Raw genomic sequence first — 24,398 nt, 5'->3', positions numbered from 1 at the left:
TGCTGCCGATGCGACCAGTCGACGGCCTCCTCGGGGCCGCCACGGACCGGGAAAGGCGCGAGCAATGACCGACTTGTACGACCTCCCCATCGACGACGCCGAGCCGTTGCGGTTCACGACGGCCGAGCTGGATGCGGCGGGCATCGACCCCGCCCGCTTCGACCTCTCCGCCTGAGCCGCCGTGCACCACCACGGTTACGCCTGGCTCGGGGAGAAGCGGACGTTCGACAAGGAGAGCATCCGCAGGCCACCGGGCCAGGCGCCGACGGCGACCAGTGAGCAGGACGTGCACGAGCGGTACCGGGAGGCGGTGGCCGTGTTCCCGGGCTCCGACGTACCGCCGATCCAGACGGCGCACTGGCTCATGAAACCGGCCTCGATGATTCGGGGCACCTGGGAGGAGCCGAAGGAGGCCGGCGCGTGGCTGGGGCGGCAACTCACCGAGTTCGCACCCCGGTTCGCCTCCGCGCAGGACCGGGAGGCGACGAGGCTGGTGCTGCTCGTCAGGGCGGCGGTCGAACGGATCGCGTGGGGCGGAGACGTGTCCCTCGGCCACTACCTCAACGGCACGGTCTTCCACTCCGTCGCCCTGGTGACCTGCTCCCCGAACCGCAGCGCACCCGAACTGCCCTGCCCACAGCGGCGGACCGGATCATGACCGAATCATGACCGCACCGCGCACGACGACGCGTGCGTGGCCGAACGGGGACACGGCCCCAGTCCGCCGATCGCCGGTCGAACCGGGCGTAGACGATCATCGCGTCCCCGGTTCGCCGCTACATACGCACGTAATCCCCGGCACCGGATCGGCGGGCCGGGGACCACGTTCTCCTCTTCGCTAAGCGGATCCGGCCACTCCTGTCGTTGTGGCCATGACCAACATGGCGACGGTGACCGCGATACTCCACACGATCACGCCCAGGCGCACCGAAAGCCGATTGTTCCGCAGCTTGGTGAACGCCAGAATCACGGCGAGAGGGACGGCAGCCAAGATCACCTGCGCCAGGAGGACCAGCAGCACCCAGCCTGCGACTGCGGCCGGAGAAGCCGCAGAGGAATTTCTGGGTGCCCCCCAGTAGGCCGCCTGGACAATGGCGTTCGGCATACCGTCTCCCTTTCCGATGTCAGAGCTGAGCCCAGAGGGCCATACCCACGACGCCTATCACCAGCAGCGTGGCCAAAGCCACGCCGACGAACAACCAGAGCCGTCGAGCAGTGGATGCCATGGGCACTCCTTAGACGTTCTTGAGGTAGTGGTACCTGAGCCCGGTCTCGTCGCACCGCAGATGGTGGCGCTTGTCCAGGCTCACACCGAACCCCTTGTAGATGATGTTCCCGTGCCAGGTCACATAGGCCAGGGCATTACCGGCAGCGGAGATCCACTGCTCCTCCGGTTCGTGGCTGATCGACACACCGACGTTGTAGTTCGTGTGCGAGGCCGACGCGTTGTAGACCTTGTCCACCTTGGTTCCGGTGGAGTGGTACCACTGCTTGAAGTTCAGGCTCGTGATGGTGACCCCGAGCACCTTCTGCTTCGCGTTGTACCAGCAGGACCAGTCCTGAGCCGCGGCGAAGGTGGAAGCCTGCCCGTCGGGGGACTCCGGCTTCACCCCCTGCTCCGAGGTGACCTCGATGTCGCCGCCGGCGAGCACGGCACGCTTGCGTTGCACCGGGCCGCCGGTTTCGTCGGCGGGATCGCCGTCGAGGTCACCGGTAGCGGCCTGGGCGAGAGCGGCCATGGCCTCCTTGTCCACCAAGTAGGCGAGAAACTTCTTCTGGTCGGCCTCGGACAGGGCCGTGAACTCTGTGGCCGTCCGGGCCGCCCCGGGATCGTCCTGCTCGGCGAGCCAGGAAAGGTATTCCTGAGCCGACGGCGGAGACGGCTGCTCGGCAGCCGTGGCGGGTGTCAGGGTGGCGAGCGTTCCGGCGACGAGCGCGGACGCGGTAACCAGAGCCTGGCCTATCGTTCTGCGACGCATGGAAAGCATGCGTATCCCCCATGATGTGTTTTCTGTACTCCCTTTGGCCCTCTGGTCAGAAGGGCTCATGTGACCCACTGGTCACGCGGGCTGCGCCAAATACAACGTTGTCATCGGTCTTTGCGTCAACCAGCGGGAACTGACGAATCCGAGCCGCCGCACAACCTGGGAGGTTTCTCCAATCGAGGAGGTCGTTTCCTCCTAATGAGCTCGGTGAGCATGCGTCAGTTTCTGCATTCCGGCGAACTCGTTTTCTTTCGCGGCGCGTTCGCGGGCAGTGGGCCGGGCCGTGACCCGCGCCGCGCACGACGACGCACGACGGCGTGCTCACCGCCCTTGACAGCTCACCCCCATGCGGCATGCAATATATTGCATGCCAGTTCCGCAGAACCGAGGTCTCGTCTCCCGGTCGCTCCTCCGCGAGAGCGCCTACCGGGCCATCCGTGACGCCATCGTCGACGGCACGCTCGCGCCCGGCGAGCGTCTCAACGACGGTGACCTGGCCGAGTGGCTCGGGGTCAGCCGTACGCCGGTGCGTGAGGCGCTGGCGCGGCTGGAGCAGGCGGGGCTCGTGCAGACGAAGCCCGGCCGCCACACCCTCGTGAGCCCGCTCGACGTGCGCGCCGTCCGGGCCGCCCAGTCCGTCACCTCCGCCATGCACGAACTCGCCGTGCGCGAGGCGGTCCCGCAGCTGGGCGCGGTGGAACTCGACGCGATGCGCGAGGCGAACGCGCGCTTCGCCGACGCCCTGCGGCGCAACGACGCGGACGGGGCTCTGGAGGCCGACGACGCGTTCCACCGCGTCGCCGTGACCGCCTGCGCCAACGCGGCCGTCGCCACCGTTCTCGACCAGTTCACGCCCGTACTGCGACGCCTGGAGCGGCTGCGCTTCTCCTCGCTGAGCGGGCGCGGGTCGGTCGCCCAGCACGACCGGATCATCGCGCTGTGCGCGGCCGGGGACGTCGAGGGCGCGGTGGCCGCGACCCGGGCGAACTGGCAGACGCTGCTGCCGCTGCTCGACGCCTGGCCGGAGGCCGGAACGGGGGCCGGAACGGAGGCCGCCACCGGGGAAGCCGACGGGCCGGGGCCCGGCACGTCGCGGCCCGGCGGATCGGGGACCGGCGGCAGATCGGCGAGCGGCGCAACCGAAGTTTCCTGAACGCCCGTGCCACGCGGCTCGTCACCGGGCCGCGCCGGACCTATCCACTCCTACCGCCCACGCCCACGCACACGAGGAGCCCGCGATGTCCCTGGACGACTTCGAGCGTTACCCCCTGCTGTTCGGCCCCAGCCCGGTGCATCCGCTGGACCGGCTCAGCGAGCATCTCGGCGGTGCGCGCATCTGGGCCAAGCGGGAGGACTGCAACGCCGGTCTCGCGTACGGCGGCAACAAGACCCGCAAGCTGGAGTACCTGCTTCCCGACGCGCTGCGGCAGGGCGCGGACACGCTCGTCAGCATCGGCGGCGTGCAGTCCAACCACACACGGCAGGTGGCGGCCGTGGCCGCCCGCGCCGGCCTGAAGGCGGTCCTGATCCAGGAGAGCTGGGTGGACTGGCCCGACGCTGTCAACGACAAGGTCGGCAACATCCTGCTGTCCCGCATCATGGGCGCGGACGTGCGCCTGGTGCAGGCGGGCTTCGGCATCGGCGTCAAGGACAGCTGGCGTCAGGCCCTGGACGACGTACGGGCCGCGGGCGGCACCCCGTACGCCATTCCGGCCGGTGGGTCCGACCATCCCCTCGGCGGCCTCGGCTTCGCGAACTGGGCGCGCGAAGTGCAGCGGCAGGAGGAGGAGTTGGGCGTGTTCTTCGACACCGTCGTGGTGTGCAGCGTCACCGGCAGCACCCAGGCGGGCATGATCGCCGGGTTCGCGGGCCAGGACCGGCCTCGCCGGGTCCTGGGCATCGACGCGTCGGCGAAGCTCGCCGAGACCCGTGACCAGGTGGCGAGGATCGCCCGCGCCACCGCCGAACTCATCGGCCTCGGCAGGGATCTGAAGGACGACGAGATCACCGTCCTGGAGGGCTGGGCCGGCGAGCTCTACGGCATACCCGTGCCGTCCACGGTGGACGCCATCAAGCTCACCGGCCGGCTCGAAGGGATGATCATCGACCCGGTCTACGAGGGCAAGTCCATGGCCGGACTCATCGACCTGGTGCGCGGCGGCGAGATCCCCAAGGACTCCAACGTCCTGTACGCCCACCTCGGCGGCCAGCCGGCCCTGAACGCCTACAGCGGGATCTTCGCCTGACGCCCGCGCCGGGCCGGGCTTGGGCCGGGGCCGGCGGGGGACCGGGCCGACACGGTCCCCCGCCGGCCGGGCAAGACGATCCTCTTGCCCTCAACAACGCTTGAGGTTCTACGGTTGCCGCGAGGCCACCGCAAGGCCCCCGAAGCGCATGAGGGAGAAGACGTCATGACCGATCACCAGCTTTCCGATGCCGAACTCGCCGGGCAGCCCGCCGCCTACTGGACCGGCGTCGCCTACGAGGCACTGATCACGTACACCCGGGACCGGCAGGCCGAGAAGGGCTACACCCAGCCCCAGTTCTGGCTTCTGCGCCATCTGTCGGCGAACGACATCTCGCCCGACGGCGAAGGGATGGCCCTCCCCGAGCTCCAGCAGGCCATGGCCTCGTACATCCGGCCCGAGGACGACCTGGCGGTCGAGGCCGAGGCGCTCGTGGAGCGGGGCTGGCTGAACCGGGACACGGGCGGCAGGCTGTGGCTCACGGAGGCGGGGGAACAGGCGCGGGTCGATCTCGCGCGCAACGCACCCGCGATCCGCGCTGCGCTCCACGAGGGCATCTCCGACGCGGACTACGTCACCACGGTGAAGGTGCTGCAGCGGCTCATCCGCAACGCCGGCGGGACGGCCGCCTGACAGCGGTCCCCGCGCCCCCGCCCGGCCGGTCCGTATAGCCGATCCGCCCCTGGCGGGCAAGCGGCCGTCCGGGGGCTCCTAGGCTATGGCCCATGCCCACGCCACCCGCATATGCCCTCATCGCCACGGACCTGGACGGCACCCTGCTCCGCCCGGACGACACCGTGAGCGCCCGGTCCCGCGCGGCGCTCGCCCGCGCCGCCGCCTCGGGCGCCCGGCATCTGATCGTCACCGGGCGGCCCGTCCCCGGGATACGGGCGCTGCTCGCGGACCTCGCGTACACCGGGCTCGTCGTCTGCGGGCAGGGCACCCAGCTGTACGAGGCCGGGAGCGGGCGGCTGCTGCGGTCCGCCACCCTGGACCGCGAGGCCGCCGACACCGCGCTCGGCAAGATCGAGGCGGAGGTCGGGGCGGTGTTCGCCGCCGTGGACCAGGACGGCGTGGACGGGGTGACCCTGATCGAGGCCGGGTACCGGATGCCGAACCCGACGCTTCCCGCCCGACGTGTCGGCTCCCGCGACGCGTTGTGGGCGCAGCCCGTGATCAAGGTGCTGGTGCGCCACCCGGAGCTGGGCGACGACGAGCTGACCGCCGCCGCGCGCGCCGCCGTGGGCGAGCTGGCGACGGTGACGATGGCGGGGCCCGGCACGGTGGAGCTGGCCCCGCGCGGGGTGGACAAGGGCACGGGGCTGGCGCTGGCCGCCGAGCTGCTGGAGATCGGGGCCGAGCGGACGATCGCGTTCGGCGACATGCCCAACGACCTGCCGATGTTCGCCGGTTCGGGCCACCGGGTGGCCATGGGCAACGCGCATCCGGAGCTGCGCGCGGCGGCCGACGAGGTGACCCTGTCGAACGCGGAGGACGGGGTCGCGGTGGTCCTGGAGCGGCTGTTCGGCGCCGGGGTCGCACCGGCCCCCGAGTGACGTAACGGACCCTAGTTTGGTCTAGACCAAGACGGGTAGGCTGCGGTCGCCGACGTGGCGACCCCACCGCCACGCGTGCTGCTTGACATGCACCTGCCCGCCCCACTCCTTGCGGGCGGGAGACCCCCACGGACCCACCGAGGAGCTGTCGTGAAGCGCAAGATGATGTCCGCCGTCGTGGCCCTGCTCGCCACCGGCCTCGCCGCGTCCCCGGCAGTCGCGGCCCCCGCTGCCGCCTCCGCCTCCGCCGAAGGCAAGGCCCGCGTCGGCGCCGACTGGGCGAAGCAGTCCATCACCTTCACCGCCGCCCCGGGCCAGGTCAACGACCTCCACGTGGTCCCGATGGACCAGGGCGACGGGGTCCGGCGCATCGGCTTCCGCGACGCGGTGCCGCTCCTGCCCGGCGACCACTGCACGTACCTCACCCCGGGCGACGAGACGTACGTCGTCTGCGAACTGCCCACCGACAGCGCCCGGCCGGACCGGATCGACGTCTTCCTCGGCGACGGCGACGACGAGATCGCCACCAGCGACCCGGGCGTCGCCACCGTCAGCGGCGGCCCCGGCGACGACATGCTGCACGCCCACACCGCGCACACCGTGCGCGGCGACGAGGGCGACGACATGGTCATGGGGCGCGTCGTCCTCGACGGCGGCGACGGCGACGACCACCTGATGGCCGTCGACGGCGACCAGTGGCTGTGGGGCGGCCGGGGCGACGACATGATCGAGGCGTACGACGGCGACGACGTCGTGTACGCGGGCCCGGGCGACGACCACGTCATGGGCGGGGACGGCGACGACCTCCTGTTCGGCGGCTCCGGCGACGACATGCTGCACGGCGAGGACGGAAACGACCTGATCGTCGGCGGCCCCGGCAAGGACACGGTCAACGGCGGCCCGGGCCGGAACATCACACTCCCCTGAACGGCCCCTGGGAAACGGCCCCCGGGAACGGCCCTACCCCTGGGGCGGGTTGAGCTTGCGGAAGTACGTCCAGCTGGTCTCGTTCGGCTCGCTCCACTTCTCCGGGGCGTGGGCGAACTCCGGGTGGCGGTCGGCGATATGGGCGCGGGTGCGCTCGGGCACCTCGGTGTACGCGCCGAGCTTGCGGCCCCGGCAGTGGAAGGTGAGACCGCCGGGCCGCTGCCCCCGGGCCATCCAGGGCAGCCACGGCGACATCCGGCTCCACGACATGGTGGCCGGAACACTGGGCGCCGCTCCCGCCAGATCGGCGCGGTCCGCGAAGAACTGGAAGAGCTCCAGGGCCTTGTACGTGTCCCCCGCCGAGTGCACCGGATACTCGGCCACCGGCAGCGGCGACGGGTAGGCGAGCGGGATCTCCAGGCTGAAGCAGACCTGGTCCCCGAGGTCGGTCGTCGGGATCGGGAAGGGGCGCCACTTCTGGTTCGCCGGGTCGTTCCAGACATGCACCACCGGCAGGTCCTGCCAGGTCTCCAGGATCTCGCGGCTGACCGGATCCAGGTAGAACGCGGCCTCACGGGTGAGCAGTTGATACGCGTCAGGACCGGCCTCCGCGTCCTGGACCAGGCGCGAGACATTGAGGCCCTCGAAGCCGAAGACGCGCTGGTAGGGCTCGTCGGGGGCCCAGGAGTACACATCTCCGGACCACCAGTACGTCACCTCCTCGCCGTCGAGGGAGGCGCGGGTGCGGGCGAAGGAGCGAAGCAGCTCTGCGGGTGTCGTCATACGGACCACTCTGCTCGATCGGCGCGGCCGACATGCCCGTACGCACGCACTCAGCCCGGCGGTGGCGGTGGCCGGGGCGGCTCGAAGTCGTCGCTCGACAGCTCCTGTTCGGTCCACAGCACCTTGCCGTCCGGCCCGTGCCGGGCGCCCCAGTGCGAGGCGAGACGGGAGACGATGAACAGGCCCCGGCCGCCCTCGTCGACGGTCCGGGCGTGCCGCAGGTGCGGGGCGGCCGTGGAGCCGTCGTGGACCTCGCAGGTGAGCGTGGAGTCCAGCAGGAGGCGCAGCCGCAGCGGCGGGGTGCCGTAGCGGACGGCGTTGGTGACGAGCTCGCTGACGATCAGCTCGGTCGCGTCGACGGTGTCCTCGTCCAGGCCCCAGCCCTGGAGCCGGTCGCGAACGAGCACCCGGGCGGTGGCGGGCGTCGCGCGGTCCTGGGCCAGATCCCAGGTGGCGACCCGGTGTTCGGAGACCGTACCCGTACGGGCCAGGAGCAGGGCCGCACCGGCGGAGCGGGTGTCGTCCGGCAGTGCGTACACGATGTCGTCGCCCAGTTCCTGAAGGCTCCGGCCCGGCCGGGCGAGGGTCTGCGTGATGCGTTCGACGGCCCGGTCGCCGGAGAGCAGTTCGGCGGTGCAGAACGCGAGCAGGCTGCCCTCCTCCAGGGTGACGGTGGCGGGGGCGAAGAGGGCGCTGTCGGCGGAGAAGAGTCCGGGCCCCTCCGGTACGTCGAGGTCGACCGTCCGCCCGTCGGGGCCGACGATCAGCGGCGCGGGGTGTCCGGCACGGGCGACGGTGCAGGTGCGGGTGAACGGGTCGTAGACCCCGTACACACAGCCCGCGCTCAGGGGTTCGCCGTGGAGCGAGTCGTCCGGGGGCAGGGCGGCGCGTTCGCCGGCGAGACGGTCGGCGGTGTCCTTGAGCCGGGCGAGGACCTCCTCCGGCTCCAGGTCGAGACCCGCCAGCGCCTGGATGACCGTACGCAACTGGCCCATGGCGATGGCCGACTGGAGGCCCTCGCCGTCGACGCCGCCCACGACGAGCGCGGTACGGGCGCCGGACAGGGCGATGGCGTCGAACCAGCAGCCGCTGTCCCGGCCGGGCAGCAGGACGTGCGCGGTGTCGACGGCCGCCTGCTGCCGCTCGGCCTGCGGGAGCAGCCGCCGCTGGACGGTCGAGGCGATGACGTGCTCGCGTTCGTAGCGGCGGGCGTTGTCGACGGCGAGCGCCGCGCGGGTGGCCGCCGACGTGGCGAGGGTGACGTCGTGCTCGTCGAAGGGCTCGGCCGCCGCGCAGCGGTAGAGGCTGACCAGCCCGAGGACCGCGCCGCGCAGGGTGAGCGGCACGACGATCAGGGAGTGCGCACCGGCCTGCGCGACGGCTCCCGCCCCGTCCGGGTCGGCGTCCAGCCACGGGGTGTCGGGGCCGATCGCGACGAGCCGGGGCCGCAGATCGGTGACGGCGAGCGCGTACGGCGTACGGGCGGGGAGGCGGCGGGTCACCCCGGCCCGCGCCCGCCGGGCCCCGGGCCCGCTCCCGGCCTCCACCGCGTCCCGCACCGCGTCGCACCGGCCGCTCGCCGCACGGCACAGCGGGGTGTCGGGCGGCAGCGGGCCCACCGGCGGGTCGGCGCCGCGCAGGACCTCGTCCACCACCTCGATGACGGCGAGGTCGGCGAAACCGGGCACCAGGGCGTCGGAGAAGGCGCGGCAGGTGGCGGCGATGTCGAGGGAGCCGCCGACCGCGTCCCGCACGGCGGCGAGCGCGGCCTCCCGGGCGCGGGCCCGCTCCCGCTCGGTGACGTCGACGACCGCGGTCAGCAGGCCGAGGGCCGGGGGTCCGGCGGGCCCGTCACCGGAGCCGCCGAGGCCGATCCTGGAGCCGTCGATGCGGTACGCGGAGACCAGGAACTCCCGGTCGCCGGGGACCTGGCGCAGCCGGCCCCGGACGAGGTGGTCGCGGATCGGCCCCTCACCGGCGAGCACCCGCTTCATGATCTGCTCGGCGCCGTCCGGGTCGTCGAGCCGGAAGACCTCGGTGAACCGGCGGCCGATGAACTCCCCGGTCTCCACGCCCTCGACGAGCGAGTTGGCGCGTACGAGCCGGAGCTGCGGGTCGAGGACGACCAGGCCGACGGCGGACTGGGCGAACAGCGTGGCCAGCACCGCCTCGTCCAGCTGGTCCGGCCCACCCGGTGGCCCTTCGGGCGCGGCCGGGGTCTCGGCGTCCGACACGGCTCCACCCGCCCTCCGGCTCCGGCGCGCCGTCGCACCGGAGCCGGCGCGCGCCGGTCCAGCATCACCCGGCTCCCGGGGCCCGGCCACCGGTGGACGGCCAACGGAGGCGGGCGGGCCCTGCCCTCACGCCTCAGCCGTGCGGGAGCCGCGCTCCACGATGATCAGCGTCCCCCGGCTGCCCGGCCGCACCGCGTGGGCGACGCCCGCGCCCACCACGTACATCTCGCCCGGCCCCACCGACACCGCCGCCCCCGCCACGGACAGTTCGAGGCGGCCGTCGAGCACGAGCAGCACCTCGGCCTCGTCGTGCCGCTCCTCCTCGACCGGCAGCGCGTCCATCCGCAGCACCTTGACCGCGGCCGTCCCCACCCGGCCGAGCACCGCCGAACTCCACGCCCGGGGCAGGGCCGCCGCCGCTTCCGACACCGTGACCACACTCATCGCACACACCTCTCGGCGGGCGCTCCGGGCATGCCGGAGAGGCCCGCGCCTCGAACGGAAGGGAAGGGAAGGGAATTGAAGGGAACTGCTCAAGAGATACGGGGACGCTATCCGGGGCGGGGCCGCGTGTGGTCGACCGTTCGGCAAAGACTGCCGCCGGGGCGCCCCGGTGGCCTGCGGCATACTGAACCGCCGGATCACAGGGGGCGTTCAGCCTCATGGTGCACGGGGCGGACGGCGGCGGGCTGCCGGAACGTATCGGCGTGTGCTTCCGGTAGCGCCTCAGTACCCCGGCGCGCGCAGCGAGCGCAGGACGTGGTCCACGAGGGTGGCGATCGTCGCCTCGTCCTGGATGGGTTTGCGCAGGACGTGGCGGTAGTAGACGGGGCCGTACAGCATCTCGACGGCCAGCGGGAGGTCCGCGTCGGGCGGGATCTGGCCCTGCTCCTGGGCGCTGCGCAGCCGGCCGATCGCCTCCTCGACGCGCGGGTCGACCAGTTGTTCCCGCAACTGCTGGGCCAGAAGTTCGTCGTGGTGCAGCTCGGAGAGGATGCCCGCGTAGGCCGGGCCGAACGGCGGGACCGAGAGCAGGTTCACCGCGCCGGCGACATGGGTGCGCAGGTCGGCGCCGATGTCGCCGGTGTCCACGAACGGGGTGGCGTCGATCAGGGCGTCCGTGAACGCCTCCAGCAGCACCGCGCCCTTCGACGGCCACCAGCGGTAGATCGTCTTCTTGCTGACCCCCGCTTCGGCCGCGATGGCCTCTATCGTGACGTGCCCGTATCCCCGCTCCGTACAGAGGTCGAGAGCGGACCGCAGGATCGCGCGGCGTGATCGTTCGCTGCGTCGCACACTGCTCGGCGATGTGATCATTCGGTGAGCATAGGGGGGTTCCAGCCAATCTCTTGTTGACATCTCGTCGTCAAAGACCGCACCATACCCAGGCGGAAACGGAACGTACCGTGTCGTGTCGTTCCCGTTGTCCGCACCGTTCGTGCCGTTCGTGCCGCGACGAGCCGATCGGGGGACGGCTCGCCCGGCCGACGGCGCGTGCGGCCTCCGCCGATCCGATCCGGCCAGGCCCCTTGCGTTCCCTTCCGGAAGGCTCAGGACCTCTCAGGCCGTGATGTCCTTGGCCGTGAAGCGGGCCCAGGCCGCCGAGCCGAACACCGCGACGTACAGCCCCTGCAGCTGGAAGTTCTTGACCAGGTCGTCCCAGTGGACGGGTTCGCGCAGGACGTCCGCGAAGGACATCCAGTAGTGCGAGAACAGATACGGATGCGCGCCGCTCAGCTGCGGGATGCTGTCCAGGATCTGCACCGTGATCAGCAGCCCGACCGTGGCCGCCATCGCCCCGATCCCGCTGCCGGTCAGCGTCGAGACGAACAGCCCGAGCGCGGCGAACCCGGTCAGGGACACCGCGACGACCAGTGCCGTCAGCGCCGCCCGGACGAGCCCTTCGCCGAAGCCGATCCGGGTGCCGGAGATCGTGGTGACCTCCCCCACCGGGAACAGCAGCGCGCCCACCGCCAGCGCCGACGCCGCCACGACCAGGGTCGCGACCAGGCAGAAGACGAGGACGGAGGCGTACTTCACGAGCAGCAGCCGGGTCCGGCCCGCCGGGGCGACCAGCAGATAGCGCAGGGTGCCGCTGCTCGCCTCGCCCGCGACGGCGTCGCCCGCCACCACGCCGACGGCCATCGGCAGGAAGACCGGCAGGGTCGCGGCGAGGGCGGCGAAGACGAGGAAGAGGCCGTTGTTGGTGACCTGGGCGAGGAACGCCGGCCCCGCCCCGCCGTCCGGACCGCCCGCACCGCCGCCACCGCCGCCGCCCGTCTCGATCCGGACCGCGATCCCGATGAGGACGGGTACGGCGGCGAGCACGCCGAGGAGGGCGTAGGTGCGGTGGCGGCGGAGCAGTGTGGTGATCTCGGAGCGGAGGAGACCCAGCGTCCACAGCGGACTGCGGGAGCGCACCTGTTCGGCTTCAGCCTGCGACATCGAATCCCTCTCCCGTGAGTGCGACGAAGGCGTCCTCCAGCGAACCCCGCTCGACGCCGAAGAACCGCACCCGCACCCCGCCGGTCACCAGCGCCGCGTTGAGGTCGGCGAGGTCCACGGCGGCGGGCGGGGCGTCGGCGGTGAGCCGGTCGCCGTCGGCGCTCAGGCCGGTGAGCCCGTGTTCCCGGAGGATGCGGGCGGCATCCCCGGGGTCCGGGGTGGTGACGGCTAGCCGGCCGCGGGCGCCCGCCGCGAGGTCGGCGACCGGGCCCTGGACGATCAGCCGGCCCCGGGCCATCACCGCGGCGTGCGTGCAGACCTGCTCGATCTCGTCCAGCAGGTGGGAGGAGAGGAACACCGTGGTGCCCTCGGCAGCCAGCTCCCGGACCAGGGCGCGGATCTCCCGCATGCCCTGCGGGTCGAGGCCGTTGGTCGGCTCGTCCAGGACCAGCAGCCGGCGCGGCCGTAGCAGGGCGGCGGCCAGGCCGAGGCGCTGTTTCATGCCGAGCGAGTACGCCTTGGCCTTCTTGCCGGAGGCGGCGGCGAGCCCGACCCGTCGCAGGGCCGTCTCGACCCGGGCCCGGCGGGTGCGCGGGTCGGCGGTCGGGTCGGCCCGGTCGTACCGCAGGAGGTTGTCGCGGCCGTTCAGGAAGCCGTACAGCGCGGGCCCCTCGATCAGCGCGCCGACCTCCGGCAGCACCGTACGGGCGGCCGCCGGCATCGGGCGGCCGAGCACCTCGGCGGTGCCGGACGTCGGGTCGATGAGGCCCATCAGCATCCGGATCGTGGTGGTCTTCCCGGAGCCGTTGGGGCCGAGGAAGCCGAAGACGCTGCCGGCGGGCACCGCCAGGTCGAGGCCGTCGACGGCGAGCTGGCCGCCCCGGTAGCGCTTGGTCAGGCCACGGGTACGGATGACCGGCGCGCCCGCCCCGTCCACCGCATCCGCCACGCCCACCGCATCCGCCGCGACGTCCCCTGCCGTGCCCGTCGTCTCCGTCGTCATCCCGGTCGCACCTCTCCGTCCGCGCGGCTGCCAGGTCCTTACGGCGTCGCCGCCCCGCCGCACAGTGTGCGACGGGGCGGGTGTCCGGCGCCGGTTGCCCGGCGTGTCCTACGTGGTTCCTACTTCGAGGCCGCGTCGGCGGCGCGCACCAGCGCGTCCTTCGTCACCGCTCCGACGTACACCGAGCCGTCGTCCGTCAGCAGGGCGTTGACCAGGCGCGTCTTGAAGACCGTGCCCGAGCCGAACTTCCCGGTGACCTTGTCGCCCAGCGCGTCGAGGAAGCCCTGCGCCTCGGCCGGGACCTCGTCGGAGCCGGCCGCCGGGAGGCCCTTGCCGCCCGGGGTCCTGATCTCGGCGATCGAGGTCCAGCCCTTGCCGATGACGTTGAGGCCCTCGAAGCCGTCCAGCTCGGCCAGCTGGCCGGGCAGCGCCTTCTGTGCCGCGCCGTGCTCGTCCTTGCCGGTCTCCAGCTCGTCGGCCTCGGTCACCTTGGCGCCCTTGGGCGGGGTGAAGGAGAACGTGGACGCGGCGGGCCGGGAGAAGTCGACCTTGGTGAACCCGGCGTCGACCACGGCCTTGCCGCCGCTCGCCGCGGACAGGGTGAACTTCAGCGGTACGCCGTTCTCGGCGTCCACGGCGATCCGGACCGAGCCGATCGTCGAACCGGACTGCTTCGGCTTGATCAGCAGCTGGTACGCGTCCCGCCCGGCGACCTGCGCCGTGCCGTCCACGGTGACCGATGTGGTGTCCCCGGCCGCCGCCAGCGCCTGCTCGGCGAAGTCCTTCGGGGTCGCCGGAGCGCCCTTGGGGGCCTTCGGGGCCTTCTCGGCGTGGCCGCCGCCGTCCCGGCCCTCGGGGGCCTCGGCGTGGTAGACCTCGTCGGACTTGCTGTCGTACGCCCAGACCTCGCCCTGGTTGTGGATGAGGCTGTACTCGGACGCGTCGCCGAGGATGGAGAGCTTCTGCCGCTCCGGGCCGTCGGCGGCCACCCGCAGCGTGTGCGTGCCGGACGTCAGCTCCATGAGCTTGTCCTGCGGAGCCGCCGCGCCGCCGTCCTTGTCGCCGCCCTTGCCGCCCGGGACGAAGGAGCCCGCGAGGCCGTCGAGGGGCAGGCCCAGATCGGTGCTGATCTTGAACGTGCCGGAGAGCTGCTCCTCGTCGGAAGCGGCGATCTTCTCGATGAGTTCCTGTGCGCTGATCTTCGGCAGGTCCGGGTCGCCGGAGTTCGCGAGCGCCGGGACGAGTCCGATGGTCGCGGCCGCCACCCCCGCGACCGCGACGGGGACGATGTAGCGCGCCGCCTTCCGGCGGCCCACGACAGTGCCCGTGGCCTCGCCGGTGGTCTGTGCGCTGTCGTTCGGGTCCATGTGTGCCCTACCTCCGTGGTCGGCGCTTCCGTTGGTATCCATCTGACCAAAACGGACGGCTTGAAGCGTCAGCCCGGGGGATCAACTCCGCCTACTGCTCCGGTATGACAACCGGACGGGGCACCCGGGCCATCCAGTAGGGGTAGGCCACCGGGTGACGCCACGTCACCCCGCGCCGGAACGACGCCTCACAGCACCGTACGGACTCAGCCCGCGCGGTGCACCACCGCGTCGCACAGCTCCTCCAGCGCCGACTTCGCATAGCACTCGGGCAGCGGCGCGAGCGTGGCGCGCGCCTCCTGGGCGTAGCGCACGGTGTCCTGGCGGGCCTGCTCCAGCGCCGGGTGGGCGCGCAGCCGGCGCAGCACCTCGGCCAGGGCGTCGTCGCCGCTCAGGTCGGAGTCGAGCAGCTCGACGAGCTCCAGGTCGTCGGGCTTGCCGTCCTCCGCCGCCTGGGCGCGCAGCCGCAGGACCGGGAGGGTCGGGATGCCCTCGCGCAGGTCGGTGCCGGGGGTCTTGCCGGACTCGTGGGAGTCGGAGGCGATGTCGAGGACGTCGTCGGCGAGCTGGAAGGCGATGCCGAGCCGTTCCCCGTACTGCGTGAGGATGTCCACGGTCCGCTCGTCGGCCCCGGACATCATCGCGCCGAACCGGCCGGAGACGGCGACCAGCGAGCCGGTCTTGCCGCTGAGCACGTCCAGGTAGTGGTCGACCGGATCGCGGCCGTCGCGCGGGCCCGCGGTCTCCAGGATCTGGCCGGTGACGAGCCGCTCGAAGGCCTCGGCCTGGATGCGGACGGCCTCGGGGCCGAGGTCGGCCAGGATGTGGGAGGCGCGGGCGAAGAGGAAGTCGCCGGTGAGGACGGCGACGGAGTTGCCCCAGCGGGCGTTGGCGCTGGGCACCCCGCGCCGCACGTCGGCCTCGTCCATCACGTCGTCGTGGTACAGCGTGGCCAGGTGGGTCAGCTCGACGACGACGGCGGAGGGCACGACTCCCGGCGCGTCCGGATCGCCGAACTGTGACGCGAGCATGACCAGCAAGGGACGGAACCGCTTGCCGCCCGCCCGCACCAGGTGCTGGGCGGCGTCCGTGATGAAGGGCACGTCGCTCTTGGTGGCTTCGAGCAGACCCGCCTCGACAGCTGCCAGGCCCGACTGGACACCGGCCTCAAGAGCCTGGTCCCGCACGTGCAGTCCGAACGGCCCGACGACGGTCACGAGGGCATCTCCTGTCTGCTGACGATCACACGCAATGTCGATGTGTCGCTGTCTCTCCTAGCAACTTCAGCGTATCCGGTCCGCTATGGATCACCGTGGGCGGCTTCCCATCACCGCCGGTATGTTCGGGATCAGCTCATACGATCAGGAGTCTCCGCTTTGTCCCACAGCACCGCCGACACCGAGCCGGCCAAGCCCCCGCCCGAGGACGATCACGCCTTCTTCGGGCAGCCACGGGGGCTGATGACCCTGTCCGGCCTGGAGGTGTGGGAGCGGTTCTCGTTCCTGGGCATGCAGGCCATCCTGGTGCTGTTCTTCGCCGACACGGTGGCGAACGGCGGCATGGACATGGACCCCGGCACCGCCGCCTCCGTCTCCGCCGCCTACGGGACGCTGGTCTATCTGGTCTCCGTGGCGGGCGGCTGGCTGGCCGACCGGATCCTCGGCTCGTACCGGGCGGTGCTGTACGGCGGCATCCTCATCGCCTGCGGCCACTACTGCATGGCCGTCCCCACCGACGCCATGACCTGGGTGGGCCTCGGCCTGATCAGCGCCGGAACGGGCCTGCTCAAGCCCAATGTGGCCTCCATGGTCGGCAAGCTCTACCGCACCGACGACGAACGGCGCGACGCCGGCTTCGCCCTCTACTACATGGGCATCAACATCGGCGCGTTCGCCGGCCCGCTGATCACCGGCTGGCTCGGCGAGCACTGGAGCTGGCACTGGGGCTTCTCGGCCGCCGCGATCGGCATGACCTTCGGCCTGATCCAGTACGTCGCGGGCCGCCGTCACCTGGTCGGCCGCAAGGAGGGCGCGGAATTCGCGCTGGCCCCCGACGCGATGCGGCGGGCGGTGCGCCTGATCATCGGCGGGGCCGTCGCGGTGGCCCTCGTCGCGACCGTCCTGGCGCTGGTGGGATGGCTGACCATCGACCGGTTCGTGGACGTGCTGACGGTGATCTCGATCATCGCCCCGATCGCCTATTTCGTGGTGATGTTCAAGAGCCCCCGGGTCACCGCGGAGGAGCGCGGCAGGCTGCGGCCGTACGTCGTGCTCTTCCTGGGTTCGGTCTTCTTCAACTTCATCCTCTTCCAGGCCTACTCGACGATGATCCTGCTGGCGTCGACCAACGCCCGGACCGAGATCTTCGGCTTCACCTTCCCGGCCAGCTGGTACGCCTCCGCGCTCGGCGCCTTCGAGGTGGCGCTCGCGCCGGTGGTGGCCGCCACCTGGGTGCGGATGGGCCGCCGCCAGCCGCACGCCTCCAACAAGATCGCCTTCGGTGTGATCCTCGGCGGACTGTCGTTCCTGCTGATGGTGCTGCCGACCTCCGGGCACGCGGACGACACCTACAAGATGGCCGTCTGGTGGATCGTCGGCTCCTACCTGCTGCTCGGCCTCGGCGACGTCCTGCTGGAGACCTCCGGCCTCTCGGCCAGCAGCAAGCTCGCTCCCAAGGCCTTCGCCAGCCAGACCATGGCCCTGTGGTTCCTCTCCCTGGCCGTCGCCAACGGCATCCAGGCCCAGACGGTGAAGCTGTACGGCGAGGTCTCCAACCCCGCGTACTTCGGCGTCAACGGGGCCATCGCCGTGGCGGCCGGTGTGGCGATGATCCTCGCCGCGCCCTGGCTGAAGCGCACGATGCACCCCGTCCACTGACCCGTACGCCTGAAAGCACCCCGTCCCCCACCGAGGTGACCCATGAACATCACGACCGAGTTCCCGTACGAGACCACCCGCGAGGACGTCCGTATCCCGCTGCCCGACGGCACCCGGCTCTACGCCCGGATCTGGCGGCCGCTGACCGACGAACCGGTCCCGGCCCTGCTGGAGTACCTGCCGTACCGGCTCGGCGACTGGACCGCACCGCGCGACTGGCAGCGCCACCCCTGGTACGCGGGCCACGGCTACGCCTCCGTACGGGTCGACGTCCGGGGCCACGGCAACAGCGAGGGGCTGCCGGGCGACGAGTACGACGCGCAGGAGCTGGAGGACGGGGTCGCCGTCATCCACTGGCTGGCCCAGCAGGAGTGGTGCTCCGGCCGGGTCGGGATGTTCGGCATCTCCTGGGGCGGCTTCAACTCGCTCCAGATCGCCGCGCTCGCCCCCGAGCCGCTGAAGGCGATCGTCACCGTCTGCTCGGCCGACGACCGCTACGACAACGACGTCCACTACATGGGCGGCTCGGTCCTCGCCGTGGACATGCACGCCTGGGCGGCCACCATGCTCGCCTTCGTCAGCCGGCCGCCGGACCCGGCGCAGGTCGGCGACGACTGGAAGGAGATGTGGCTGAAGCGGCTGGAGGCCGTCGACCCCTTCATCCACACCTGGCTGGCCCACCAGAGCCGCGACGCCTACTGGAAGCACGGCAGCGTCTGCGAGGACTACGGCGCGATCAAGGCGAACGTCCTCGCGGTCGGCGGCTGGCACGACCCGTACCGCGACACCGTCCTGCGGCTGGTGGAGCACCTCGACCCGGGGCGGGTGCGCGGGATCATCGGGCCGTGGTCGCACCAGTATCCGGACCGGGGGCTGCCGCCGGGGCCCGCGGTCGGCTTCCTCCAGGAGACGCTGCGCTGGTGGGACCAGCACCTCAAGGGCAAGGAGACGGGCGTGATGCGGGAGCCGCTGCTGCGGTCCTGGATCAGCGGCTCGCACCCGCCCGCCACGATGTACGAGACGCTTCCGGGACGCTGGGTCGGGGACGCCTCCTGGCCGTCGGAGAACGTGAACCCGGTGGCGTACGCCCTCCAGGGCGGCGAGCGGATCGTCGCCTCGCCGCAGCAGACCGGCCTGGACGCGGGCCGCTTCTTCCCGTTCGGCAACGACGCGGACCTGCCGCCGGACCAGCGCGACGAGGACGCCAAGTCGGTGTCGTTCGAATTCCCGGTCACGGAGGCGCCGATCGAGATCCTCGGCCGTCCCCGGGTGAAGCTCCGCATCCGGATGGACGTGCCGCGCGGCCAGGCCATCGCCCGGCTCTGCGATGTCGCCCCGGACGGCTCCTCGACGCTCGTCACCCGGGGCGTCCTCAACCTCGCCGCCCGGCACGGCCGCGACCGCACCGACGACTGGACGCCCGGCGAGAGTGAGGACGTCGTCTTCGACCTCAACGGCATCGGCCACACCTTCCCGCCCGGCCACCGCATCCGGCTCGCCGTCTCCTCCTCGTACTGGCCGTGGATCTGGCCGCAGGCCGGTTCGGCGGGCTTCACCCTGGACGCCGACGGCAGCTTCGTCGAACTGCCGGTGCGCCGCCACACCGAGGACCCGGCGATCACCTTCGGCGAACCGGAACAGTCCGAACCGCTCGGCGTGGTCTACCCGGTCACCCTGGAGGAGCCGCGCCCCGAACGCCTCGTGGTCCGCGATGTCGCCAAGGGTGAATGGCGCCTGGAGGTCGACCCCCGCTACGGCGGTACGCGGGTCTACCCGGACGGCCTCGAATTCACCGAGGACGCCCTGGAGACGTACACGATCCAGCAGGACGACCCGCTCTCCGCGCGGACCCGCTCCGACTGGCGGATCCGGCTGCACCGCCCGGAGATGGCCTGGGACGTGGAGATCGAGACCCGCTCCGAGATCGCCGCCGACGGCCAGGACTTCATCACCTCCGACGAGGTGATCTGCAAGGACGGCGGAGAAGTCGTCTTCCACCGCACCTGGGAGAAGCGCATCCCGCGCACGGCGGGCTGATCGGCGCGCGTGTTTCCCGCTCGGTTCCCCCGGATTTCCGGGGGAACCGACGGTAACCGGTGAACTTTCCGGGCAATACGCACAGTTGGGGATGGTCAGGGCACTGCCGCTGGGTAGGAGCCCCGACGTAACGTGTCCTCCACGCGACCTGGAAAGCGAGGCAGCACCACATGCCCGAGCAGAGCAGCCCGCTCGATCTGGCCGAGGGCGACCCCTTCGGCCCGCACAACCTTCCGTACGGTGTGTTCTCCACCCCTGACCACCCCGACGTCCGCCGGGTCGGCGTCCGCATCGGCAACCACGTCCTGGACGCCGGGGCCGCCGCCCACGCGCTGGGCTCCCCGTACGCGGGGCTGCTGGCGCAGCCGAGCCTGACGCCGCTGCTCGCGGCGGGCCGCACCGCCTGGCGGGACGTGCGCCGCGCGCTCACCGCCTGGCTGACCGTCCCCGCCCACCGCGCGGACATCGAGCCGCTGCTGCACCCGGTGGACGCGGTGACCCTGCACCTGCCGTACGAGGTGGCGGACTACGTCGACTTCTACGCCAGCGAGCACCACGCCACCAACGTCGGAAAGATCTTCCGGCCGGACGGCGACGCGCTCACGCCCAACTGGAAGCACCTGCCGATCGGTTACCACGGCCGCTCCGGCACCGTCGTGGTCTCCGGCACCGACGTCGTACGCCCCAGCGGCCAGCGCAAGGCGCCCACCGACCCGGCCCCCGTCTTCGGGCCCTCGGTGAAGCTGGACATCGAGGCCGAGGTCGGCTTCGTCGTCGGCGTCCCCTCCGCGCACGGCGCCCCGGTGCCGCTGGCCGACTTCCGCGAGCACGTCTTCGGGCTCTTCCTCCTCAACGACTGGTCCGCGCGCGACCTCCAGGCCTGGGAGTACGTGCCGCTCGGCCCGTTCCTCGGCAAGTCCTTCGCCACCTCCGTCTCCGCCTGGGTCACCCCGCTGGAGGCCCTGGACGCCGCCCGCACCGCGCCCCCGGCCCGCGACTTCCCGCTCCTGCCCTACCTCGACGACGCGAACGAGGAAGAGCCGGGCGGCTTCGACATCCGGATCACCGTCGAGATCAACGGCCAGGTCGTCGCCGAGCCGCCGTTCGCCTCGATGTACTGGACGGCGGCCCAGCAGCTCGCGCACATGACGGTGAACGGCGCCTCGCTGCGCACCGGCGACCTGTACGGCTCCGGCACCGTCAGCGGACCCGAGCCCGCCCAGCGCGGCTCGCTCCTGGAGCTCACCTGGAACGGCCGCGACGCGCTCGAACTCCCCGAGGGCAAGCGGACGTTCCTGGAGGACGGCGACACGGTCACGCTGACCGCCTGGGCCCCGGGCCCGCACGGCACCCGCGTGGGCCTCGGCGATGTGACCGGAAGGATCGTCACCGCGCCATGACGCACGACGCCTCCGAGCTGACACTGCCCGAGGAACTGCTCCTGCTGACGCTGGACCCGCTGCGCGGCAAGCCGCTCTGCGACCGCACGTATCTGCGGTACGGCACGGCCGGCGCGGTCCTCGCCGAGCTGGAGCTCCAGGGCCGGATAAGCGAGAAGCGGGGCCGGGTCCAGGTGGTCAACCCCCTGGACCCGGCCCACCCGCTGCTCGCCTCGCTGCTCCGCACGCTGAACCCGCCGTCCAAGAGCCGCTTCCGCTCCGGGACCAGCGCCAAGGCCTGGATACGGCAGTACGGCCGCGACGCGGAGGAACGTCACCTCGACACCCTGATCGAGCGCGGCCTCCTGCGCCGCGAGACCCGCCGCTTCCTCGGCATACTCCCCTACCAGCGCCACTTCCCGGCCGACCCGGACCTGACCGGTGCGGCCCGGCGGCGCTTCAACCAGGCGGAAGCCCTGGGCTTCCCGGACCGGCGCAACCGCGCCCTGGCCTCCCTGATCTCGGCGATCGGCCTCGCGGGCACCCTGAGCCCCGACGGCCGCGCGGGCCGCACCACGATGAAGGCGATCCGCCGCACCCAGTGGGCCGCCACAGCCGTCCACCACAACGTCCGCCAGACCCGGTCCAGCGGCGGCGACAGCGGTGGCGGCGGCTGGGGCGACGGCGGACTGGGCGACAGCGACGGCGGAAGCAGCTGCGGAGGAAGCAGTTGCGGAGGAGGAGGCGGGGACTAGGCGGTGCGCTGGGGTGCGGTGCAGGTCAGCGGCGCGAGAGGCGTTCACGCGTTCGGGGCATCCGGATCCGGTTCACGGCGGATACGCTGGCCAGGCCCGCGAGACTCCTCCCCATGGGAGCAATGATGAGCATCGAACCCGAGGCCTCCGAGCCGCGGTGGGCGGTCCCGCCCGAGGGCGGCTGGACCGCCGATGACCTGGACACACTCCCGAATCTGCCTCCGCACACGGAGCTGATCGACGGGAGCCTCGTTTTCGTGAGTCCGCAGACCCTGTTCCATTCGCGAGCGGTCAGCTTCTTCGAGTGGCAGCTGCAGTCCCTGGCGCCGCCCGAGCTGGAGGTCGTGCGCGAGTTCACCATCGACATCGACCGTTACAACCGGCCCGAGCCCGATGTGATCGTCATCGACGGTGACGTCATCCAGGACCCGAACCAGACCCGGTTTCCCGCCGAGTCGGTGCACCTCGCCATCGAGGTCGTCTCCCCGGAATCCCGGTCCCGCGACCGGGAGACCAAGCCCGTGAAGTACGCCCGCGCGACGATCCCCCACTACTGGCGGGTGGAGAACCACGACGGGCGTGCCGTGGTGTACGTCTTCGAGCGGGAGCCGGCCACCGGCGCCTACACCTCGACCGGGATCTTCCACGACCGGATGAAGGTGTCGGTGCCCTTCCCCGTCGACCTGGACCTCACGGCGATCATGGCCCGCCGCCGGGCGGCGGACCTGGGATAGGTCCGGCCGCCCTCCTCCTCGCCGCCCGGTACGCGACTCACTCGTACTCGGGCGGTTCCTCGTCCCAGCCGAACTCGGGGTCGCTGTGCTGCGGGGCCGGGGCCTTGGTGCGGGCCGGGGTACGCGGTGCGGGGGCCGTCGTAGGTGATGCCGGGGCCGCGGGTGCGGGGGCCTCCGGCGCCCCCGGGGGCGTCTGGGCCAGGACCTCCAGCACGCCCTCGCCGTAGGTCGCGAGCTTCTTCTCGCCCAGGCCGCTGACGCCGCCCAGCTCCGCGAGCGAGGCCGGGTGCAGCGTCGCGATCTCCCGCAGCGTCGCGTCGTGGAAGATGACGTACGCCGGGACGCCCTGCTCCTTCGCCGTCGCCCCGCGCCAGGCGCGCAGCGCCTCGAAGACCGGGACGGCGGACTCGGGGAGGTCGGCGGCGGCCGCCTTGCCCCGGCCCTTGGCTCCGCCCGCGGAGGACGACGAGCGGGATGTGGGCTTCTTGGGCTCCTTGCGCAGCAGCACGTCCCGCTCGCGGCCGAGCACCGTCGCGCTCTCGTCGGTGAGGACCAGCGTGCCGTACTCGCCCTCGACCGCGAGCAGGCCCTGGGCCAGCAGCTGGCGCACCACGCCGCGCCACTCCGCCTCGGCCAGCTCCTCGCCGATGCCGAAGACGGAGAGCTGGTCGTGGTCGAACTGGATGACCTTGGCGGTCTTGCGGCCGAGCAGGATGTCGATGATCTGGCCCGCGCCGAACTTCTGGTTCCGCTCGCGCTTCAGCCGCACCACCGTGGAGAGCAGCTTCTGCGAGACGACCGTGCCGTCCCAGGTCTCCGGCGGGGTCAGGCAGGTGTCGCAGTTGCCGCAGGCGGCGGCCGTGGGCTCCTGGCCGAAGTAGGTGAGCAGCTGCGCCCGGCGGCACTGGACCGTCTCGCAGAGCGCCAGCATCGAGTCCAGGTGGGCGGCGGCCCGGCGGCGGTGGGCCTCGTCGCCCTCGCCGCCCTGGATGAGCTTGCGCTGCTGGACGACGTCCTGGAGTCCGTACGCCATCCAGGCCGTGGACGGCTCCCCGTCACGGCCCGCGCGGCCGGTCTCCTGGTAGTAGCCCTCGACGGACTTGGGGAGGTCGACATGGGCGACGAAGCGGACGTCCGGCTTGTCGATGCCCATGCCGAACGCGATCGTCGCGACGACGACGAGCCCCTCCTCGCGGAGGAACCGCGCCTGGTGGGTGGCGCGCGTGGAGGCGTCCAGACCCGCGTGGTACGGAACGGCCTCGACGCCGTTGCGGCAGAGGTACTCGGCGATCTTCTCGGTGGAGTTGCGCGAGAGGCAGTAGACGATGCCCGCGTCCCCGGCGTGCTCCTCCTTGAGGAAGGTCAGGAGCTGCTTCTTGGGGTCGGACTTCGGCACGATCCGGTACTGGATGTTCGGCCGGTCGAAGCTCGCGACGAAGTGCTTCGCGTCCGGCATGCCGAGGCGGCGGGTGATCTCCTCGTGCGTGGCGTTCGTCGCGGTCGCCGTCAGGGCGATGCGCGGCACGTCCGGCCAGCGCTCGCCGAGCACCGACAGGGCCAGATAGTCGGGGCGGAAGTCGTGGCCCCACTGGGCGACGCAGTGCGCCTCGTCGATCGCGAAGACGGAGATCTCGCCCCGGGCCAGGAGGGAGAGCGTGGAGTCCAGCCGCAGCCGCTCGGGGGCCAGGTAGAGGACGTCCAGCTCGCCCGCGAGGAACTGCGCCTCCATCGAGCGCCGCTCGTCGAAGTCCTGCGTGGAGTTCATGAAGCCGGCCCGGACGCCGAGCGCCCGCAGGGCGTCGACCTGGTCCTGCATGAGGGCGATCAGCGGCGAGACGACCACACCGGTGCCCCGGCGGACCAGGGACGGGATCTGGTAGCAGAGGGACTTTCCGCCGCCGGTGGGCATGAGCACGACCGCGTCGCCGCCCGCCACCACATGCTCGATGACCGCGCCCTGCTCGCCGCGGAACGACTCGTACCCGAAGACGCGGTGCAGCGTCCGCTGCGCCTCGCTCTCGCCGCCCGTGTCGGTGCCGGTGCCGGTCACCGTCCCGGTGGTCTCATCCAT

At 71.9% G+C, this 24,398-nt stretch carries 22 protein-coding genes and 1 pseudogene; 12 read left to right on the top strand and 11 right to left on the bottom strand.

Annotated elements, in window-relative coordinates:
- Positions 1-94: 94 nt before the first annotated feature.
- Positions 95-175, top strand: a pseudogene (locus ACSMXR_RS22245) (DUF397 domain-containing protein); the annotation flags it as partial.
- A 6-nt stretch (positions 176-181) separates the two neighbouring features.
- On the top strand, positions 182-658 hold the full coding sequence (locus ACSMXR_RS22240) for a hypothetical protein (RefSeq protein WP_381790482.1): 477 nt from the start codon (positions 182-184) through the stop codon (positions 656-658).
- A 180-nt stretch (positions 659-838) separates the two neighbouring features.
- Here the strand turns inward: ACSMXR_RS22240 and ACSMXR_RS22235 are convergent, their stop codons facing one another.
- Positions 839-1,105: a hypothetical protein gene (locus ACSMXR_RS22235; RefSeq protein ID WP_218525111.1), complete on the bottom strand. Its 267-nt coding sequence runs from the start codon at positions 1,103-1,105 to the stop codon at positions 839-841.
- A gap of 130 nt (positions 1,106-1,235) precedes the next feature.
- The gene (locus ACSMXR_RS22230) at positions 1,236-1,979 is read right to left on the bottom strand and encodes a hypothetical protein (protein WP_473169761.1); all 744 of its coding nucleotides are present in this window, start codon (positions 1,977-1,979) and stop codon (positions 1,236-1,238) included.
- A gap of 373 nt (positions 1,980-2,352) precedes the next feature.
- Here ACSMXR_RS22230 and ACSMXR_RS22225 point away from each other — a divergent pair, with 373 nt between their 5' ends.
- The 5 genes from ACSMXR_RS22225 (at position 2,353) to ACSMXR_RS22205 (ending at position 6,714) form a co-directional block, all read left to right on the top strand.
- Positions 2,353-3,138, top strand: a complete 786-nt coding sequence (locus tag ACSMXR_RS22225; RefSeq protein ID WP_240805926.1) for a GntR family transcriptional regulator — start codon at positions 2,353-2,355, stop codon at positions 3,136-3,138.
- 85 nt (positions 3,139-3,223) lie between these two features.
- Positions 3,224-4,231 carry a 1-aminocyclopropane-1-carboxylate deaminase gene (locus ACSMXR_RS22220; RefSeq protein ID WP_218525113.1) on the top strand — a complete coding sequence of 336 codons (1,008 nt, stop codon included), beginning with the start codon at positions 3,224-3,226 and terminating at the stop codon, positions 4,229-4,231.
- Between the two features lie 165 nt (positions 4,232-4,396).
- Positions 4,397-4,864, top strand: coding sequence for a MarR family transcriptional regulator (locus ACSMXR_RS22215; RefSeq protein ID WP_473169760.1), 468 nt, complete (start codon positions 4,397-4,399; stop codon positions 4,862-4,864).
- Between the two features lie 92 nt (positions 4,865-4,956).
- The gene (locus ACSMXR_RS22210; protein WP_381790498.1) at positions 4,957-5,787 is read left to right on the top strand and encodes an HAD family hydrolase; all 831 of its coding nucleotides are present in this window, start codon (positions 4,957-4,959) and stop codon (positions 5,785-5,787) included.
- 165 nt (positions 5,788-5,952) lie between these two features.
- Positions 5,953-6,714 carry a calcium-binding protein gene (locus ACSMXR_RS22205; protein WP_381852766.1) on the top strand — a complete coding sequence of 254 codons (762 nt, stop codon included), beginning with the start codon at positions 5,953-5,955 and terminating at the stop codon, positions 6,712-6,714.
- A gap of 33 nt (positions 6,715-6,747) precedes the next feature.
- Here the strand turns inward: ACSMXR_RS22205 and ACSMXR_RS22200 are convergent, their stop codons facing one another.
- The 8 genes from ACSMXR_RS22200 to ACSMXR_RS22165 form a co-directional block, all read right to left on the bottom strand.
- Positions 6,748-7,497 carry a DUF1838 family protein gene (locus tag ACSMXR_RS22200; protein WP_218525115.1) on the bottom strand — a complete coding sequence of 250 codons (750 nt, stop codon included), beginning with the start codon at positions 7,495-7,497 and terminating at the stop codon, positions 6,748-6,750.
- 50 nt (positions 7,498-7,547) lie between these two features.
- Entirely contained in the window at positions 7,548-9,731 is a 2,184-nt protein-coding gene (locus ACSMXR_RS22195) for a SpoIIE family protein phosphatase (protein WP_473169759.1), read from the bottom strand.
- A gap of 126 nt (positions 9,732-9,857) precedes the next feature.
- Entirely contained in the window at positions 9,858-10,175 is a 318-nt protein-coding gene (locus ACSMXR_RS22190) for a cupin domain-containing protein (protein ID WP_137232524.1), read from the bottom strand.
- 282 nt (positions 10,176-10,457) lie between these two features.
- The gene (locus ACSMXR_RS22185) at positions 10,458-11,048 is read right to left on the bottom strand and encodes a TetR/AcrR family transcriptional regulator (RefSeq protein ID WP_218525118.1); all 591 of its coding nucleotides are present in this window, start codon (positions 11,046-11,048) and stop codon (positions 10,458-10,460) included.
- Between the two features lie 243 nt (positions 11,049-11,291).
- Positions 11,292-12,176 (bottom strand): ABC transporter permease, encoded by an 885-nt coding sequence (locus tag ACSMXR_RS22180; protein ID WP_473169758.1) that lies wholly within the window; start codon positions 12,174-12,176, stop codon positions 11,292-11,294.
- Complete coding sequence (locus ACSMXR_RS22175) at positions 12,163-13,179, bottom strand: ABC transporter ATP-binding protein (RefSeq protein ID WP_381906754.1); 1,017 nt, start codon at positions 13,177-13,179, stop codon at positions 12,163-12,165. Before ACSMXR_RS22175 ends, ACSMXR_RS22180 begins: the two co-directional genes overlap by 14 nt.
- A gap of 119 nt (positions 13,180-13,298) precedes the next feature.
- On the bottom strand, positions 13,299-14,546 hold the full coding sequence (locus ACSMXR_RS22170; protein WP_137232527.1) for a LolA family protein: 1,248 nt from the start codon (positions 14,544-14,546) through the stop codon (positions 13,299-13,301).
- 206 nt (positions 14,547-14,752) lie between these two features.
- On the bottom strand, positions 14,753-15,763 hold the full coding sequence (locus ACSMXR_RS22165; protein WP_381906758.1) for a polyprenyl synthetase family protein: 1,011 nt from the start codon (positions 15,761-15,763) through the stop codon (positions 14,753-14,755).
- A gap of 159 nt (positions 15,764-15,922) precedes the next feature.
- Here ACSMXR_RS22165 and ACSMXR_RS22160 point away from each other — a divergent pair, with 159 nt between their 5' ends.
- From ACSMXR_RS22160 to ACSMXR_RS22140, 5 genes are all read left to right on the top strand, one after another.
- A complete protein-coding gene (locus ACSMXR_RS22160; protein ID WP_137232529.1) occupies positions 15,923-17,422 on the top strand; it encodes a peptide MFS transporter in 1,500 nt (499 codons plus the stop codon).
- A 42-nt stretch (positions 17,423-17,464) separates the two neighbouring features.
- On the top strand, positions 17,465-19,459 hold the full coding sequence (locus ACSMXR_RS22155; RefSeq protein WP_473169757.1) for a CocE/NonD family hydrolase: 1,995 nt from the start codon (positions 17,465-17,467) through the stop codon (positions 19,457-19,459).
- 170 nt (positions 19,460-19,629) lie between these two features.
- Positions 19,630-20,859, top strand: coding sequence for a fumarylacetoacetase (gene fahA, locus ACSMXR_RS22150; RefSeq protein ID WP_242741575.1), 1,230 nt, complete (start codon positions 19,630-19,632; stop codon positions 20,857-20,859).
- The gene (locus tag ACSMXR_RS22145; RefSeq protein WP_473169756.1) at positions 20,856-21,593 is read left to right on the top strand and encodes a GOLPH3/VPS74 family protein; all 738 of its coding nucleotides are present in this window, start codon (positions 20,856-20,858) and stop codon (positions 21,591-21,593) included. The genes fahA and ACSMXR_RS22145 overlap by 4 nt, the downstream gene beginning before the upstream one ends.
- 125 nt (positions 21,594-21,718) lie before the next feature.
- Positions 21,719-22,327, top strand: a complete 609-nt coding sequence (locus ACSMXR_RS22140) for a Uma2 family endonuclease (protein ID WP_473172429.1) — start codon at positions 21,719-21,721, stop codon at positions 22,325-22,327.
- A 37-nt stretch (positions 22,328-22,364) separates the two neighbouring features.
- On the opposite strand, the gene recQ is transcribed toward ACSMXR_RS22140, so the two are convergent.
- Entirely contained in the window at positions 22,365-24,398 is a 2,034-nt protein-coding gene (gene recQ / locus ACSMXR_RS22135) for a DNA helicase RecQ (RefSeq protein WP_473169755.1), read from the bottom strand.

The organism is Streptomyces sp. DSM 106670, from assembly GCF_055792845.1.
The sequence above is the reverse complement of the archived record's forward strand: the minus strand, read 5'-3'. Positions and strand labels throughout refer to the sequence as shown.